Annotated in this window: 14 protein-coding genes; 10 read left to right on the forward strand and 4 right to left on the reverse strand. The window is 62.3% G+C overall.

The annotated features are described in order from the left end of the window. Window positions 1–91 precede the first annotated feature (91 nt). The 3 genes from ribA to KW842_RS06510 are packed head-to-tail and all read left to right on the forward strand — an operon-like array spanning window position 92 to window position 3248. Entirely contained in the window at window positions 92–745 is a 654-nt protein-coding gene (gene ribA / locus KW842_RS06500; protein ID WP_218303287.1) for a GTP cyclohydrolase II, read from the forward strand. Between the two features lie 32 nt (window positions 746–777). Further along, window positions 778–2259, forward strand: coding sequence for a serine protease (locus KW842_RS06505; RefSeq protein ID WP_218303288.1), 1482 nt, complete (start codon window positions 778–780; stop codon window positions 2257–2259). Next, window positions 2256–3248, forward strand: coding sequence for an FHA domain-containing protein (locus KW842_RS06510; protein WP_218303289.1), 993 nt, complete (start codon window positions 2256–2258; stop codon window positions 3246–3248). The genes KW842_RS06505 and KW842_RS06510 overlap by 4 nt, the downstream gene beginning before the upstream one ends. 4 nt (window positions 3249–3252) lie before the next feature. Here KW842_RS06510 and KW842_RS06515 read toward each other — a convergent pair whose 3' ends face one another. Beyond that, window positions 3253–3852: a TetR/AcrR family transcriptional regulator gene (locus KW842_RS06515; protein WP_218303290.1), complete on the reverse strand. Its 600-nt coding sequence runs from the start codon at window positions 3850–3852 to the stop codon at window positions 3253–3255. Window positions 3853–3943: 91 nt separating this feature from the next. Here KW842_RS06515 and KW842_RS06520 point away from each other — a divergent pair, with 91 nt between their 5' ends. Further along, the gene (locus KW842_RS06520; protein ID WP_218303291.1) at window positions 3944–5176 is read left to right on the forward strand and encodes an MFS transporter; all 1233 of its coding nucleotides are present in this window, start codon (window positions 3944–3946) and stop codon (window positions 5174–5176) included. A gap of 16 nt (window positions 5177–5192) precedes the next feature. Here the strand turns inward: KW842_RS06520 and KW842_RS06525 are convergent, their stop codons facing one another. Next, window positions 5193–5483 (reverse strand): hypothetical protein, encoded by a 291-nt coding sequence (locus tag KW842_RS06525; protein WP_229223539.1) that lies wholly within the window; start codon window positions 5481–5483, stop codon window positions 5193–5195. A gap of 144 nt (window positions 5484–5627) precedes the next feature. Between KW842_RS06525 and KW842_RS06530 the strand changes: the two genes are divergently transcribed. The 4 genes from KW842_RS06530 (at window position 5628) to KW842_RS06545 (ending at window position 14439) form a co-directional block, all read left to right on the forward strand. Continuing rightward, window positions 5628–7508, forward strand: coding sequence for a M61 family metallopeptidase (locus KW842_RS06530; RefSeq protein WP_218303293.1), 1881 nt, complete (start codon window positions 5628–5630; stop codon window positions 7506–7508). Window positions 7509–7556: 48 nt separating this feature from the next. Beyond that, window positions 7557–8714 (forward strand): aminotransferase class V-fold PLP-dependent enzyme, encoded by a 1158-nt coding sequence (locus KW842_RS06535; RefSeq protein WP_218303294.1) that lies wholly within the window; start codon window positions 7557–7559, stop codon window positions 8712–8714. 548 nt (window positions 8715–9262) lie between these two features. Beyond that, on the forward strand, window positions 9263–10420 hold the full coding sequence (locus KW842_RS06540; protein ID WP_218303295.1) for a two-component system response regulator: 1158 nt from the start codon (window positions 9263–9265) through the stop codon (window positions 10418–10420). 8 nt (window positions 10421–10428) lie between these two features. Further along, a complete protein-coding gene (locus KW842_RS06545; RefSeq protein ID WP_218303296.1) occupies window positions 10429–14439 on the forward strand; it encodes a response regulator in 4011 nt (1336 codons plus the stop codon). Window positions 14440–14465: 26 nt separating this feature from the next. Here KW842_RS06545 and KW842_RS06550 read toward each other — a convergent pair whose 3' ends face one another. Further along, window positions 14466–16058, reverse strand: coding sequence for a response regulator (locus KW842_RS06550; RefSeq protein WP_218303297.1), 1593 nt, complete (start codon window positions 16056–16058; stop codon window positions 14466–14468). A gap of 707 nt (window positions 16059–16765) precedes the next feature. Between KW842_RS06550 and KW842_RS27860 the strand changes: the two genes are divergently transcribed. Then, entirely contained in the window at window positions 16766–17041 is a 276-nt protein-coding gene (locus tag KW842_RS27860; protein WP_218303298.1) for a BrnT family toxin, read from the forward strand. Beyond that, window positions 16971–17471, forward strand: a complete 501-nt coding sequence (locus tag KW842_RS27435; protein ID WP_229223540.1) for a DUF433 domain-containing protein — start codon at window positions 16971–16973, stop codon at window positions 17469–17471. Before KW842_RS27860 ends, KW842_RS27435 begins: the two co-directional genes overlap by 71 nt. On the opposite strand, the gene ispF is transcribed toward KW842_RS27435, so the two are convergent. Next, a complete protein-coding gene (gene ispF / locus KW842_RS06565) occupies window positions 17411–17899 on the reverse strand; it encodes a 2-C-methyl-D-erythritol 2,4-cyclodiphosphate synthase (protein WP_218303299.1) in 489 nt (162 codons plus the stop codon). The genes KW842_RS27435 and ispF overlap by 61 nt on opposite strands.

Genomic DNA, 17899 nt, shown 5'->3' on the forward strand with positions numbered 1-17899 from the left:
AGTTTTGGTATCATGAAGGGCGCGCCGGGTCTGTTGGAACAGCCCGGCGCGCCTTTTTTACCTGTCTATGAACCGAATAAAGAGCAAAACCATGTCGCAGAGCGCAGAAATCCCGTCCCAAGACGAACTGAACTACGTCACGTCCTGCGCCCTGCCCACTCCCTGGGCCCAGTTCACCCTGCACGCCTTCGTCGAAAAAGCCACCGGCAAGGAGCACCTGGCCATGGTGCTGGGCGATATCGGCAACGGCGAACCGGTACTGGCGCGCGTGCACTCGGAATGCCTGACCGGCGACGTGCTGTTCTCGCAACGTTGCGACTGCGGCGCCCAGCTGGAAGGCGCGCTGAAGAAAATTGCCGATGAAGGCCGCGGCGTGCTGCTGTACCTGCGCCAGGAAGGCCGCGGTATCGGCCTGGTCAACAAGATCCGCGCCTACCGCCTGCAAGAGGCTGGCGCCGACACGGTGCAGGCCAACGAGCAGCTGGGCTTCAAGCCGGACCAGCGCACCTATGGCCTGGTCAAGCCGATGCTGGAACAGTTCAACGTGAAAAGCCTGCGCCTGATGACCAATAATCCGCGTAAGATCAATGCCATGACCAATCTGGGCGTGGAAGTGGCAGAGCGCGTACCGCTGCTGGTCAACCGCAACGCTTTTAACCAGTATTATCTGGATACCAAGGCCGCCAAGCTGGGCCACATGATGACGCCGCTGACGCCGGCGCCGGTGGAGGATGGCGCGCTGTAACGTTGTCGCTGTAATGTTGTTTTAAGGACTGCATGAAAGTCACCAAGCTCGCTAGCACTCTTGTTCTGACCTGGGCCTGCGCCGGCGCTAGCATCGCACAGGCCGCGCCCGAATCCGCCACCGCCCAGCAGTCCGCCAATCCGGCAACGCGCGGGGCGGCAACCGCAACGCGGCCGGCATCACCGGCGCCGAGCCACGCCCAAAGCGCCGAAGGCGCGAACGGCCAAGCCGGCGCAGAAGCTGGCGACGCCGACAGCGCCGCACTGCCGCCGCCTTCCAGCGCGGCGCAACACCTGTACGCCTCCGCCAAGAACGACATCCTGCAAGTGCGCTCGCTGCTGAAAAGCGGCCGCACCCAGTCCTCGGTCGGTTCCGGCTTCCTGATCGGCACCAGCAACCTGGTGCTGACCAACTACCACGTCGTCTCCCAGTTCGCGCTCGATCCCGACACGTATGTCGGCGAATGGGTGGACACCAGCGGCCAGCGCGGCAATGTCGAACTGCTGGCAGTCGACGTGCTGCATGACCTGGCCGTATTGCGCGTCAACCGCAACGGCACCGGCTTCTTCAAGATGCCGGAAAAACTCGCGCGCCTGACCCAAGGCCAGTACCTGTACTCGATGGGCAATCCGCTCGACCTCGGCTTTGCCATTTCCGAGGGCGCCTACAACGGCGTCATCACGCGCAGCTTCTACGACCAGCTGATGTTTACAGGCCCGATCAACTCCGGCATGAGCGGCGGCCCCAGCGTGACCGTCGACGGCTCGGTGGCAGGTGTCAATGTCTCCAAGCGCCTGGACGGCGAGCTGGTCAGCTTCCTGGTCCCAGCCCGCTACGCGCAAGACCTGTTGAAAAAAGTCGAAGCCCAGCAAAAAACACCGACCGACTTCACCGCCATAGTGGCCAGCCAGTTGCTGGCGCACCAGACCGCGATGGTCAACCAGCTGCTATCCAGCCCGCTGAGCCTGAAGCCGATGGGCCCCTATCAGGTGCCGGTGCGCGAGTCGGAACAAATGCGCTGCTGGGGCCGCTCCAACGTCAAGGCCGACAAGCCATTTTCGGTCGATGACGCCAGCTGCGCGATGGAGTCGGCGATCTTCGTCAGCGGCTCGCTGCAGACCGGACAGATCGCCATCCGCCACCAATTCCTGCGTAGCACCGGCCTCGACAAGCTGCGCTTCGCGCAACTGTCCAGCGCCTCGTTCAAGAACGAACATTTCGGCAGCAACAAGGACGCGCGCCTGACCGGCCCCAATTGCACCGAAAGCTTCGTCAAGAACAAGACCCTGCCGCTACGCGCCGTGCTGTGCGTGCGCGCCTACCGCAAGTTCACCGGCTTGTACGACTTTGCACTGCTGACCGCCAGCACCGATCAAGGCCTGATGAGCCTGCAAAGCCGGCTCGACGCGCGCGGCGTTTCGTATGACAACGGCATGCGCCTGTCGCGCGTGTTCCTCGATTCGCTGTCGCTCGCGCCCAAAGCCGCGCCGGCCAAGAAAGGGGCGGCGAAATGAAGGCGCCCTACTTCGTCGAAATCCTCGCCCGTAACGGCGACGTGCTGCACCGTCACAAGGTAGCAGGCCTGCCGATCCGCATCGGCCGCAGCTACGACAACGACATCATCCTCGACGACGCGCACAGCGCAGCCAGCCACGCCATCATCGAAACGGACGACCACAATCAGGTGGTACTACGCGACCTCGGCAGCAAGAACGGCACGGTCTACAAGGGCCGCCGCCAGACCAGCCTGACGCTGGACGGCGATGCCGTGGTACGCCTCGGCCACACCCGGCTGCGCGTGCGCGGCGCCGACTTCCCGGTCGCGCCGGAAATTGCCGACACCACCATGCATGGCTGGGAAGGCACGACGCCGGCCACCATCGGCCTGCTGCTGATTGCCCTGTTCAGCTGCTTTGAGACCTGGCTGTCGGATGTGGAACCGTTCGCGCTGATCCGCTACCTGCTGGTACTGGCCTCCAGCCTGGCCGCTGGCCTGTTGTGGGCGGGTGTGTGGGCGCTGGCCAACCGCCTGTTCGGCAGCCATGCGCGCATGGGGCGGCATCTGTTCATCCTCGGCGGCGCACTGGCGGTGGTCGGCCTGTGGCGCGCCGGCAGCGCGGTGCTGGCCTACGCCTGGTCGGCGGAATCGCTGACGCGCTATGGCAACCTGGTCACACTGGGCATCGCCTGCGCGATGATCTTCTTCCACCTGCTGACCATCAAGCCGCACCACCCGCGCCGCTTCCTGATCAGCGCGACGGTGATGCTGCTGGCGGGTTCGGGACTGATGGTGATGACCAACCTGCAAAGCACCGGCCGCGCGGCGGACGAGCTGTACATGTCGGTGCTGCTGCCGCCGCAAGTACGCCAGAGCGAAGACCGCAGCCTCGATCAGTTCCTGGCCAACGCCGCTAAACTGAAAACCGGTGCCGACGCGGCCCGCGCGCACGAAGTCAAGGATGGCGCGGTCGAGAGTGATGAGGACGACGCCAGCGGCGATTAAGCTGTCACTTCTTCGGCCAGCCGTACAGTACCTGGTCCACCACCTGCTGCAAGTGCTCGCGGGTGGCGCCGGCTGCCGATTGCACCGCCATGCCGTTGGACACGGTCATCACGTATCGCGCCATCTGGCCGGCGCAGAAATTCGGCGGTAAATCACCTTCCTGGCTGGCACGGATGAAACGCTGCTTGAGCCTGTCCTCGGCCGCAGCGCGGCGTTCGATCAGGGTATTGCGGATCGGCAGCGCGTCGTCGCTGCACGCCAGCGCGCCGTTGATGACCAGGCAGCCGTGCGGGTTCTCTTCCTCGGTCTGTGCATCAGCGTTACCGCGCAGGAAATGCTCGACCACTTCGCGCGCGGTTGGCTGTTGCAAGGCCGCCTCGAACAAAGGATCGTGGCTGGCGCCATAGCGCTCCAGCGCCAGCTTGAACAGGTTCTCCTTGTTGCCGAACACGGCGTACATGCTGGGTCGATTCATGCCCATGGCCTCGGTCAACTCGGGCAGCGAACTGCCTTCATAGCCCTTCTCCCAGAACACCTTCATGGCTTTTTCCAGCGCCGTATCTGCGTCGAAGGTACGCGGACGGCCTAATTTTCGCTCTTTCATACCGATCGGTTAAAAATTCATTGACAAAGTGCTTTGCTGCGCACATTATGAACCGACCAGTAAAAAACTCAAGCACTTTTCAGGAATTCCCATGCAAAATCCCCAAACCCAGGCTGCCGTCGCCGACGAGCAGCTGTCGCCCCGCCCTCACCACTCGCCGTGGCCGGGCGTAGTTTCCATCGCCATCGGCGCGTTTGCGCTGGTGACTACCGAATTCCTGCCGGTTGGCCTGTTGCCAGCGATTGCCGCCGAACTGGGCGTGACTGAGGGCGTGGCCGGCATGATGGTCACCGTGCCGGGCTTGGTTGCCGCCGTGGCAGCGATCCTGGTCACGGTGGGCATCGGCAAGACTGACCGGCGTTTTGTGCTGTGGGGCCTGACCAGCACCATGCTGCTATCGAATCTGATCGTCGCCTTCTCGCATTCCTTCCCGCTGATACTGATTGGCCGCGCGCTGCTGGGTGTCGGTGTGGGCGGCTTCTGGGCGCTGGGTCCGGCACTCAGCACACGGCTGGTGCCGCCCGGCATGGAGCCGAAAGCGCTGTCGATGATTTTCGCCGGCGTCTCGATCGGCACCGTGGCCGGCGTGCCGGCCGGTGCGCTGATTGGTGAACTGTTCGGCTGGCGTACCGCCTTTCACGCCGGCAGCGTGGTCGCCGTGCTGGTGTTGCTGACGCAGATGCGCCTGCTGCCCCCGCTGCCGGCCAAGACCTCGGTCAGTTTCAGCCAGTTGCCGGAACTGCTGCGCGTGCCGAAGGCGCGGCTCGGCATCTTCATCACCATGCTGATTTTCATCGGCCAGTTTGCGGCGTACACCTACATCACGCCTTTCCTCAGCCAGGCGACCAGGCTGGACGCCAAGACCATCAGCATCCTGTTGCTGGTCTACGGCGCGGCTGGCCTGGCGGGCAATGTCATTGGCGGCAAGATCCTGGCGCGCAGCGTGCGTGCCGGCCTGATTACCACTGGTGTGGTGCTCGGCTTGTCGACGGTGGCGCTGCCGCTGCTGGGCACCAGCCTGATTGGCGCCGGCGTGCTGGTGGTGATCTGGGGGATTGCGTTCGGCATGATGCCGATGTCGGTACAGACCTGGATCTTCCAGGCGGCGCCGCATGCGATGGAAAGCGGCGGCGCGGTATTCGTCACCACCGCGCAGATTGCGCTATCCAGCGGTGCGCTGGTGGGTGGTCTGGCGGTCGATCATCTGGGCGTGTCCAGCGCGATGGTGGTTGGCGGCGTGCTGGCGCTGGCCATGGCAGCGATTGCGCTGTTGTGGGCGCGCGATGGCGAGAAGCCCGCCACCAAGCTGCACGCGGTGCATTAAAGTCGATTAAAACCGATTACAGCCGGACACGGCGATAGGCGCCGAGGAACACTTCGGCCTCCTTGTCTGACAGTACCTTGATCGCATCGCCATGCCAGACATACAGGTACTGCGGACCGCCCATGCGGTCGGTCAGCTTGGCGTCCACCAGGAAGCAGGTGCCGACCGGATAGACGCTGGTGTCGCTCAGGCGGCGCGAACACTGCACAGGAAGGTCAGTGGAATACGCCTGTCCCGGCAGAGGGTAAATCGCCACCTGCCCGTTCCACTCCACCGATTGCACCGCCATCTGGCGGTACGCAGTCATATCCCGCGCCATCTTCACTTCCTCCAAAAGCCGCCATGGTAGCAGAGCGGACGTCCGCACGGACAGCTTTGCAGCGCGCGGACAGGCCTGTATGCTGCATATTCAACCGATTTGCTTTGGCATGCATATTGCAATGTACATGGCATGAAAAAACTTCTGCTATCCCTGCTTCTCATTCTGCCTTGCGCCCCGATGGCGCAGCCGATTCCCGCGCCGCGCGACTTGCCCTTCCAAGGCCAGATCCAGCTAAAGGTCGACGCCACCGACACCGCGCACAAGATTTTCCGCGTGCGCCAAACCATCCCGGTACAGAAGTCGGGCGCCATGGTGCTGCTGTATCCCGAATGGGAAACCGGCAGCCATTCAGCCACCCAGCAAGTAGCGCCGCTGGCCGGCCTGATCATCCACGCGGATGGACGCCGGCTGGATTGGCGCCGCGACGAAGTTCAACCGCACGCCTTCCACATCACCGTGCCGGCCGGGGCACGCGAGCTTGCGCTGGAGTTCCAGCACTTGCCCGCCGCGACCGGCCCGAAGCTGATGTCGCGAGATATGCTGATCCTGCCCTGGCAAAAGGTGGTGCTCTATCCTGCCGGCTGGTTCATCCACAACATCGGCGTGCAGGCGGAGCTGGCCATGCCCGAAGGCTTCCAGTTTGCGACCTCGCTGGAAACAGCGCAGGCCAGCGCCAACCATGTCAGCTTCAAGCCAGCCAACCTGGAGGAATTGGTCGATGCGCCAGTCTACGCGGGCCGCTATTACAAGCGCATCGAACTGGATGCCACACCGGTAAGGCTGAATATATTCGGCGATAACGCGGCGGCACTGGAGCTGCCGCTGGAGTTGATCGCGAAGTTCAAGACCTTGGCCACCGCTGTGCCGCAGCTATTCCGCTCGCGGCACTACCGCCATTTCGATTTCCTGATGTCGCTGTCGGATGTGCTGCCTTCCGGCGGTGGCGTTGAACATCAGGAGTCGACCGAGATCAATGTCTCCGCCAACTACGCGCATGACGTAGGCGAACAGGTGCTAATGGCCAACCTGCTGGCGCATGAATTCATCCACTCCTGGAACGGCCGTACGCGCCAGCCGGCGGACCTGTGGACGCCGAACCTGAACCTGCCGATGCGCGGCAGCCTGTTGTGGGTGTATGAAGGCCAGACCGAATTCTGGGCGCATGTCATCAGCACACGCCAGGGCCTGCGTAGCTTGCAGCAAAGCCTGGACGCCCTGGCGGTGGATGCGTCGCTGATGTCCAATCGCCCCGGCCGTGCTTGGAAGTCGCTACAGGACAGCACCATCGACGCAGTCTACATGCCGGCCAAACCAGTCAACTGGCGCGACTGGCAGCGCCGTGAAGATTACTATGCTGAAGGTGTGCTGCTTTGGCTGGATGTCGATATGCTGTTGCGCGAATTGAGCAGCGGCCGCAAGAGCATGCTGGATTTTGCCGCCGTCTTCTTCGGTGCGGAACAGAATACGCGTACTATCAGCACCTACACGTTTGATGATGTTTGCAAAACGCTGAACCGCATCGCGCCGTACGACTGGGCCACGTATTTCAAGCAACGCTTGCAGGCGCATGACGACCGATATCTGCTGGATGGACTAAAACGCGGCGGGTATCGCCTGATCTACACCGATGCGCCGAGCGCCTACTTTACGCTGCATGAGGCCGACCTGGGTGGCATGGACCTTTCGACCTCCCTCGGTCTGGTCGTGGGCAAAAAAGGTGCGATCAAAAGCGTGGCGTGGGAAAGCCCGGCGTTTAAAGCCGGCATCAGCCTGGGCGCGCGGCTGGTGGCTGTCGCCGGCCAGCCCTATACCGATGATCTGCTCAAGCAGGCGCTGCGCGAGGCGGCAGTCAGCAAGCAGCCAATCGCGCTATCCTTCGAGGCAGATGGCGACACGCACGAAGCCAGCATCCCCTACTTCGGCTCACTGCGCTATCCGCGCCTGGAACGCATCCCCGGCACACACGACCGTCTGCGCGATCTGCTGCTGCCTGCCAGCAGCACGCAGTAATGCCATCTTTGGATAGAATAGGATATCTCCAAGGCGAAAGAGCAGCCCATGCATGACATTGCGTCGCAGTATCCCAAATCCAGTTCCACGGTGATCAATCTTGAGCATGGCTATTTCGGCGCCATGGCGTTGCCGGTGCAGGCGGCGTTTGAGGACGCTGTACGCTATGCGAACGCGCATCTGAGTCCATTTGTGCGCGGCGATTTCACCGCGCGGCATGTCGATATTCTGCGCGGCCGGCTGGCGGCGCTGATCAACGCCGAGCAGCACGAGATACTGCTCACGCGCAGCGCCAGCGAGTCGATGCAGGTGCTGATTGGGCAGTATCACCAGCTTCAGCCGGGTGATGTGGTCTTGTGGAGCAATCTCGATTATCCGGCCATGCGCAACAGCATGGCGTGGCTGGAACAGCGGCGCGGCGTGACGCCATTGACGCTGCAATTTGAGTTACCGATCAGCCAGGCGGCGCTGCTGGAAAAGTACCAGGACGCCATCCGCAATACGCCTGGGTTGAAGCTGATGCTGCTGTCGCAGGTCTATCCCTGCAACGGTCAGCAAGTGCCGGTGCGCGAGATCGTCGCGTTTGCACGTGAGCATGGCGTCGATGTGCTGGTCGATAGCGCACATGCGCTGGGCCAGTTGCCGGTAGATGTACAGGAGATGAATCTGGACTTTGCTGGCTTCAACCTGCACAAGTGGATGGGTGCGCCGCCGGGACTGGGCTTTGTGTTTATCCGCGCTTCGCAACTCCACAAAATTGAGCCGCACATGGGCGACAAGGATTATCCGATTACTGACATCCGCTGCCGCCTTCACGTCGGCATGCCTGCGTTGGGCGCCATCCTTGCCACGCCGGCCGCGCTCGACTTTCACGCCAGCCTGGGCGGCACCACCGCCAAAACCGCACGCATTGCCGAACTGCGCGATTACTGGGTCAGCCGTGTCGCCCGCCTGCCCGGCCTGCGGCTACTGTCGCCCCGCGAAGCGGAACACGGCACGGCGCTGGTGGCCTTCGCCATTGACGGCATGCATGCGCGCGAACTACAGCAGGCACTGCTGAACCGCTTCAACATCTTCACCGTCGAGCGCAATATCGGCTACACCGACATTGTTCGTGCCACTGTCGCACTCACCACGACGACTGAGGAACTGGATCAACTGGTAGCGGCGCTCACCGTATTGACGCAGGGATCTCATGTTCTCTGAACAGTTTGTCTCGCAAGTACGATTGAAGACGGATGCCATCCCCGACTTTGAGCGCTATCCGTTTTGCTTGCCCGCAGTGCGTTTTATCTGAACGTGCTGAATCTGCATGAGTATGAGCATCCAACCAGCCACCGTTTAGCATGCCATAGCAACCACCGATTAGCCTCCGCCCCCCCCAGCGATTCGCATGCGAATCCACCACTTGATGGCCCGGTGAATAGCGTGTGCTGTACTACCACTGTGGGACGCGCGGTGACCGGCGGCTTACGCCCCAAAGCAGAAGTTCAGCTTGGCGGCGGAAGTCTCCCAAAACGCCCCCCCACTACACCATATTCATTTTAGAAATCTTGATTGAAAATACGTAGGTTAGCGATTCTCGCAAGAGCTTGTATGCCAGGATGAGGAATTCTATGCAATACCCAGAGATCGGGAGAAGGCAGCGTAGGCAACGGGAGCGATTCGCAAAACTTATATGCGGTTTACTTGCGCACAGCACACAGATATAGTCTAGGCAATAAATTAGTGCAACCTGATTGGAGCGTTTAGGCATGAACCCATCTTCTACCCGTCCCATCAGGCCTGTAATCCTTGTCGTGGACGACACGCCAGATAATCTTCTGTTGATGGCCAACTTGCTCAAGGATAGCTATACGGTCAAAGCAGCAAATAACGGCGAGAAGGCGCTGCGCATCGCGCGGGATGCACCGCCTCCTGACCTCATCCTGCTTGACATCATGATGCCTGTGATGACCGGCCACGAAGTGGCGCAGGTACTGCAGAGCGACCCGGCCACACGCGACATCCCCATCATCTTCTTGACCGCTATGGCCTCCAGCGCGGACGAGACGCACGGTCTGGAGTTGGGGGCGGCCGACTACATCACCAAGCCGATCAGCCCGCCAGTGGTGCTGGCGCGCGTACGCACCCAGCTCAAGGTCAAAGATGCGGCCGACTTCCTGCGCGACAAGAACGACTACCTCGAACAAGAGGTGCAGCGCCGCACGCGCGAACTGAGCGCGATCCAGGATGTCACGATCCACGCCATGGCCTCGCTGGCCGAGACGCGCGACAACGAGACCGGCAACCACATCCGCCGCACCCAGCACTACGTCAAGGTGCTGGCCGAACACCTGCGCGAGCATCCGCGCTTCCGCGCTTTCCTCGACCCCGACACCATCAAGCTGTTGTTCAAGTCGGCGCCATTGCACGACATTGGCAAGATCGGCATCCCCGACCGCATCTTGCTCAAGCCTGGCCGCTTCGAGCCTGAGGAATTCGAAATCATGAAAACCCACACCACGCTCGGGCGCGACGCCATCGCCCACGCCGAGCAACAACTGGGCATGGACGTCGACTTCCTTCGCTTGGCCAAGGAGATCGCTTACTCACACCAGGAAAAATGGGACGGCAGCGGCTATCCTGAAGGCCTGGCCGGCGACGCCATCCCAATCTCGGCTCGCCTGATGGCAGTGGCCGACGTCTACGATGCCCTGATCAGCCGCCGCGTCTACAAGGAAGGCATGCCGCATGAAAAGGCGGTGCAGATCATCGCGGAAGGACGCGGCTCGCACTTCGATCCTGACGTCTGCGACGCCTTCCTGGCCAACTTGCCCGCCTTCCAGCAGGTCGCCGCACGCTACGCCGACAGCGATCACGACATGGCTAAGCAGGCCGCCGCCATCGCGCATACCCTGCCTGTACAGTGAGCGCCCGCATGCGTTCGCCACTGGCCTATCTCGAACGGCTGCGCCTGCGCCAGAAGCTGGCGGCCGGTTTCTGCGCGGTGCTGCTGCTGGCCCTTGCGCTGGGCGTGCAAAGCCTGCGCACCCAGGATCAGCTAAGCGGCGACATGCAGCGCCTGCTCAGCGAGGGCATGATCGGCATCGTGCAGGTCAAGGAGGCCCGCATCCAACTCACCCGCTTCGAGCTGATGCTGCACAAGCTGACCAACGCCCCGGACCCGGTAGCCGCCGACGAGGCGCTGGAACAGCTCGACAAGGCGCGCGAGCAGTTGCACTTCGCCGTCGACGAGGCGCGCGCCACGTTGCTGCGCACCGACAACCAGCAACGCCATGCGGTCTTCGAAACCATGCTGGCGCGCGCCGAGCGTATCGCCGACGAGACCGTGGAGCTCACGCGCCTGAACCGCAACGGCGAGGCCAACGCCTTGCTCAACAGCGAACGCTTCCAGCAGGCCTTGCGCACGGCCGACCTGCAGATGGCCGAGATCGCCGCCGTCAAGGACTCCAACGCTCGCAGCACCATCTACAACATTCGCCAGTTCGCGCTCACCAGCAGCACCCTAACATACGCCCTGCTGATCGGCGGCTTGGCGGTGGCGCTGCTGTGCGCTTGGTGGATCAGCATCTCGATACGGCGCCCGGTCAACCGCCTGCGCGAGGCGGTCGATGCGCTGGCCGCTGGCCAGCTCGACAGCGTGATTCCCCACACCGACTACCAGAACGAAACGGGCGACCTGGCTCGCGCCGTCGCCAAGCTGCAAGTCGAATCGCGCCAGCTCGACATGCAACGCTGGATCAAGTCGCAGGAAGCCTCGATCCAGTCCGAGCTGCAGCAGGCTGCCAGCCTCGACCAGGCCGCGCAGCGCCTGTTGACGCTGCTTGCGCCGCTGGTACAGGCCGGTCAGGGCGCGCTCTACCTGCTTGACGAAGATGCTGCCGCACTGCGCCTAGCCGCCAGCTATGCGGCCGACCCTGACCATCCACCGGCGCCGCAACTGGCGCTGGGCAGCGGCCTGCTGGGCCAATGCGCGCAGGATCGCCAGCCGCGGCGGCTCGACACGCTGCCGGATGACTACGCGCAAATCCACTCGCAACTGGGACAGTCGCACCCGCGCCACCTGCAGGTGCTGCCGCTGCTGCACGGCGAGCGCTTGATGGGCGTTCTGGAGCTGGCCGGCTTCGATGCTCCCGGCGAATCGGGCCGAGTGCTGATGGACGAGCTGCTGCCCAAACTGGCGATGTCGCTGGAGATCAAGGCGCGTAGCCACGCTGTGCAGACCATGGCCGCCGAACTCGAAGCGCAGCAGGTGGTGCTGAAAGCCACCGAGGCCTGGTATCGCGGCATCATCGAGGCGGCGCCGGACGGCATGCTGGTGATCGATGCGCACGGCCTGATCATGATGACCAACCCCCAGCTCGACCAGCTGTTCGGCTACGAGGCCGGCGAGTTAGCCGGTTTGCCGATTGAAACGCTGGTGCCACCGGAGGCGCACGGGCGCCACGTCGGCTCGCGCAATGGTTTCATCGAGCAAGGCACGGCGCGCCAGATGGGCATGACAGGCGCCGATCTGCACGGTATGCGCAAGGATGGCAGCCGCTTCTCGGTCGAGATCGGCCTGTCGCGGCTGCCGGCCATCGCCGAGCGCGGCGTTTGCGTGTGCGCCTCGGTGCGCGACATCAGCGACCGCAAGCTGGCGGAGGCCGAGGTTCTGCGCGCCAAGGAGATCGCCGAGGACGCTACGCGCGCCAAGAGCGACTTCCTAGCCAATATGAGTCACGAAATCCGCACGCCGATGAACGCCATTATCGGCATGAGCCACCTGGCGCTGCGCACCGAACTCGATAAGAAACAACGCAACTACATAGAGAAGGTGCACCGCTCGGCCGAGAACCTACTTGGCATCATCAACGATATCCTCGATTTTTCTAAGATCGAGGCCGGCAAGATGAGCATCGAGCAGGCACCGTTCCGGCTGGAGGACGTGCTGGAAAACTTCGCCAACATGATCGGCCTGAAGGCCGAGGACAAGGGTCTGGAACTGTTGTTCGCCACTTCGGCCGACCTGCCCACGGCGCTGGTGGGCGATTCGCTAAGGCTGGGCCAAGTGTTGGTCAATCTCGGCAACAACGCTGCCAAGTTTACCGAGCGCGGCGAGATCGTCGTCGGGGTCGAGCTGGCGGCCGAAGCGGGGGAGCAGGTCGAGCTGCACTTCTGGGTGCGCGACAGCGGCATCGGAATGACGGCCGAGCAGTGCGAGCGATTGTTCCAGTCGTTCAGCCAGGCGGACAGCTCGACCACGCGCAAATACGGCGGCACAGGGCTGGGCCTGGCCATCTCCAAGAAGCTGGTGGAGCTGATGGAAGGCCAGGTCTGGGTCGAAAGCACACCGGGCCAAGGCTCGACTTTCCACTTCAGCGCTCGCTTCGGGCGCCAGACAGAGGTGCAGCCTCGACGCATGTTCCATGCCGACGAGCTGCTCGGCCTGCGCGTTCTGGTGGTCGACGACAACGCCAGCGCACGCGAGATCCTATCGACCATGGCGCGCAGCTTTGGCTTGGAGGTGGACCTGGCCGACAGCGGCCACAGCGCGCTGCACACCATGATCGACGCCGAGCGCAAAGGACTGCCCTACGACCTGGTGCTGCTGGACTGGCGCATGCCAGTCATGGACGGCGTCGAGACGTTGCAGCGCATGCAGAGCGGTGCCGTGAATCGCATCCCGTCGGTCATCATGGTGACGGCCTTTGGCCGCGACGACGCCCAGGAAGCGGCGGCGCGCCAGCAGGTCGCGCTGCCGGCGGTGCTGACCAAGCCGGTAACGCCATCAACCCTACTCGAAGCCATCGGCGAGGTGCTGGGCAAGGGCGTAGTGGCAGAAACCCGCCAAGCCGAGCGGCAGGACCGCAGCGCGGCCGATCAGGCCCGCTTGGCCGGCGCGCGCTTGCTGCTGGCCGAGGACAACGACATGAACCAGGAACTAGCGCGCGAGCTGCTTGAAAGTGCTGGCATTGTGCTCACCATCGTAGGTGACGGGCAACAGGCGCTGGACCTACTGGCTCAAGCCGGGACCGTCGCCTTCGACGGCGTGTTGATGGACTGCCAGATGCCAGTGATGGATGGCTACGAAGCCACCCGCCGCCTGCGCGCCCAGCCCCGCTACGCTCAGCTGCCGATCATCGCCATGACCGCCAACGCTATGGCCGGCGACCGCGAAATGGCGCTGGCGGCCGGCATGAACGACCACATCTCCAAACCGCTGAACGTCACCACCATGTTCGCCACCATGAGCAAGTGGATTCGCCCGGCACAGCCGGCTGTAGCAGCGCCCCCAGCGGCGCAGCCCGATGCCGCAGATAAAATGGCCGCCGCCCTGCCTGCCCAACTGCCGGGTATCGACCAGCGCGCCGGCTTGGCGACCAGCATGGGCCGGCAGGACCTTTACCTGCGCATGCTGATGCGCTTCCGCGACGGCCACGCCAGACTGCGGGAAGACTTCGAGGCGGCGCGGCAAAGCGATGACCCCACAGCGGCGGCGCGGGTAGCCCACACCTTGCGCGGCACCGCCGGCAACGTCGGCGCCAAAGGCGTGGCCGCGACAGCCACCGCACTAGAACTGGCATGCAAAGCCGGTGTAGCCGAAGCCGAACTGGCCACGTTGCTGACGGCGGTCGAAAACGAACTGACGCCGGTGCTGTCTGGTCTGGCCGCGCTGGTCAACTACACTGCAGCGGCAGAGCATACTCCGGCCGGGGCCATCGGAGCGGCTTCCGCCCTGCCGCCGGACGCGGCCTCCACACTTGCCCACCTGCGCAAGCTGCTGGCCGACAGCGACACCGCCGCGCTGGACGTGTTGGAGACATTGGAATCGCAAGCTGCCGGCCACCCGCTGGCGCGACAGCTGCGCAAAGTCAGCCAGGCAATTGAACGCTTCGACTTCGACGCCGCGCTGGAAGCGCTTGACGCCGTGGTGCAGGCAGCCTGACAAGCAAGGCCGCCGCGCGACTCGCCTCAGGCGGGGGCCGGCGCCGACGGCAGGCTGACGATCAGGGTGGTGGTCTGGAGTTCGTCATCGACGGCGAAGGCCACCTCGCCATATTGTGCGCGCGCCAGCAGACGTGCCGAATACGTGCCCAGGCCGGTGCCGCCGGACTTACCGTCGGTGACGAACTTGTCGAAGAAGCGTTCGCGTATCGGTTCCGGGATAGCACCCTTGTTGACGATCTCGATGCGCAGCGGGCTTCCGGCGTACAGAGTGGCGATGACGCGGGTGCGCTCGGGCGCTGCCTCGCAGGCGTTCTTGATCAGATTATTCAGCAGCGAATAGGTCAGCATGGCATCGCCCAGCGCTAGCGGAGCGTCGGTGCCTACATCGAAATCAGTGTCGACCGCCAGGACCAGCTGCTTGCCCGCGTAAGTGGCGCGTGCCGTCTCAACCACCCGCCGCAGCATGTCGCTGATGGGCAGCGGCGCTGCATGGAGCACGTATTTTCCGGTCTCGATCTTGTACAGCTCGGTCGACAGGTTGACCATGTCGGTCACCTGCAGCATGGCCTGCTCGGCCAGCCGCAAATTCTCAAGCTGTCGGCGGTCCAGGTCGCCGGCGTCCATCAGCGACTGCACGATGCCGATGGCACCGGCCAGCGGGCCCTTGAGGTCGTGCCGAGTCATGGCCTCGACGTCATCGCGCAGGCGGGCGATGGCGAGCATATTGTCGTAATCGGCTTGCAGGTGGCGGCGCAGCTCGACATAGCGCATGAAGTTGTCAACCCGCAGTGTGAGCTGGACCGGGTCGATTGGCTTGGTAATGAAGTCCACCGCCCCCAACTCCATGCCTTGCAGGCGCGCGGCGTCGTCGGTAAGTGCGGTGACGAAGATTATGGGTACATTTTCCGCGCCGGGATGCTCGCGCATGCGTCGCGCCACTTCAAAACCGTCCATGCCGGGCATCATGACGTCCAACAGCACTAGGTCGGGCGGCGTGTCGCCACAGCATAAGGCCAGCGCTTTCTCGCCGTTGTGCGCTGCCTTGATGCGGTAGCGGCCCTTGAACACATTGGCCAGCACGTACAAGTTGTCGGCAGTGTCGTCGACCAAGAGCAAGGTCGGCGGCAAAGGTTGCAGTGGTGGCAAATGAACCACAGCTGGTGGCATGACAACCACCTCGTCTACGGTTACGGCAACGAGCGGCGCATCGATGTTCGTGTCCGGCACTGGTGGTGCAACCTGGTGCGCCATCGCGCGCTTGATGCTGGTGGCCAGCCGTCCCGCCGTGTAGGGTTTGACCAGCAGGTCGCTGACACCGCTGCTGATAGCCGTTTCGATGCGGCTGCGCTCGGCCTCGGCGGTGATCATGATGAACGGCATGTGCATATGGCGCGGACTGGAGCGAATCATCTGCAGTAGGGCGATGCCGGTCAAGGCCGGCATATTCCAGTCGGAGATCACCAAGTCATAACGCTTGCGCTCAATCATGCGCCAAGCTTCGGCTCCATCGGATGCGAGCTCCACCGGCCCATAGCCAAGCGAGGCCAGTTGGCCAGCCGTGACCTTGCGCATTGTTTCGACATCATCGACCACCAGTATCCTCAGCACTTGCGCCATGTCTCCCCCATGTGCGTCCTGCTACGTGGGGTAGCAGACCGTTTCACTTATTATGCGGCATTTTTTTGTCGATTTGAAACGAAGCATTTCAAGCCGTGAAGGTCGGCTTCTGGCCGAACTCGGCCGGTGACCATAGAGGATAGCATCTTGCTCATCTGAAAAATACGCGAAATCTCACAAGTCCGAGTGGCGGTGTTCAATGCTATGGTGTGGCGGTGGCGAGTGGGAACAGGGGACGGCAACTTATGTGTGTCGCTCGCGGTAGTGATGAGAATACCGCCATAGGCAAACTGAGGCGCCAAGCCAAGTGGCGGTTCACGATGCTAACCGCTGGTGGTTTCGCGACGCTAATCAATGCGGTTTTGGCATGCTAAATGGTGGCGGTTTGACTACTCAATCTGCACTCGAAAGTCACTTTTCTGGTGTTTTCTGCGCGCGAAAGCTTCTTCAACCTGGCTACCGAAATTGAAGAACGTTACCGTCGCCCAAGTGGGCCGATCATTAATTCATATGGCGGAAATTCGCTGCATGATGGCATCCCAGATGCGGCCGTCTACATGTGCTCGGCGTCCTGCTCGAACGCCCCGCGCCTAATTGATCTGGCTTCATGCCCGCCCAGCAGAACGGTCCAGGATAACAGAATGATGTCCTGGGCTGATTGTCTTGTTCAGTTTGCTTGAAGGATATCTTCCAGCGGCTAGACTGAGATGACAATCTATTTTTGGGACGAGGCTAAGCGCAAAAGCAATCTTCGTAGTCACGGGCTGGATTTCGCGGACTGTCGAGCAATCATCGAAGATAGTCGCTCGGTCACGATTGAGGACAAACGCTATCTCTATAACGAGCGTCGCTTTCTGACGCTAGGCTCCTTGCGAGGGCAAGAGCTTGCCGTCATTTACACGGAGCGAAACGATGGAATACGAATCATCTCTTTCAGAAAAACCACACGAAAAGAACGCCGAACCCTATTTGGGCGAAGTTAGTGAATGGTCAGATGTCATACCAGGGCCAGATGATGAAATCGCATTTGACGACGATTGCCCCCCACTGGAATCGGGATTTTATTTTAACCCGGTTGTCCGCTTTAAAGGGCGCGTAATTGAACCTAGAAAATCACCGCTCGACCCTGTTGATCCGGAACTACTGGCGCATGCGCTGTCGCTAACGCCGGAGGTGCAGATGGACCCGGCTATTCTGGGTGGCACGCCGGTGTTTGCCAACACGCTAGTGCCGATCAAGCGTATGTTTGATTATCTGTTGGCCGGCAAGAGCGTGAACGACTTCTTGCAGGATTACCCAGCGGTGCCGCGCGGCATTGCCATCAGCGCCAGCGAGAATGAGGCGATCCTGTTTTACGAGGAAATCAGCAAGGCGATGGATTCGGCGGCGATGCCTTCTTCGCGGCCCAGGTAGCCCAGCTTTTCGTTGGTCTTGGCTTTGACGTTGACTTGGCTGATATCCACGCCCAGATCGTCGGCGATGTTGGCGCGCATCGATGGAATATGCGGCGCCATCTTCGGACGTTGGGCGATGATGGTGCAATCGATGTTGCCGATGCTATAGCCGGTGGCCACCACCCGCTTGGCCGCTTCCTTCAGCAGCTTGCGCGAATCAGCGCCCTTGAATTCCGGATCGGTATCCGGAAAATGCTTGCCGATGTCGCCCAGCGCAGCCGCGCCCAGGATCGAGTCGGTAATGGCGTGCAGCAGCACGTCGGCATCCGAATGGCCCAGCAAACCGACGTGGTGCGGGATGTCGACACCGCCGATAATCAGCTTGCGGCCTTCCACCAGCGCGTGGCAATCATAGCCTTGGCCGATACGGAACGGGAGTTTGCTCAT

The organism is Duganella sp. sic0402 (assembly GCF_019219065.1).
Lineage (GTDB): Bacteria > Pseudomonadota > Gammaproteobacteria > Burkholderiales > Burkholderiaceae_D > Rugamonas.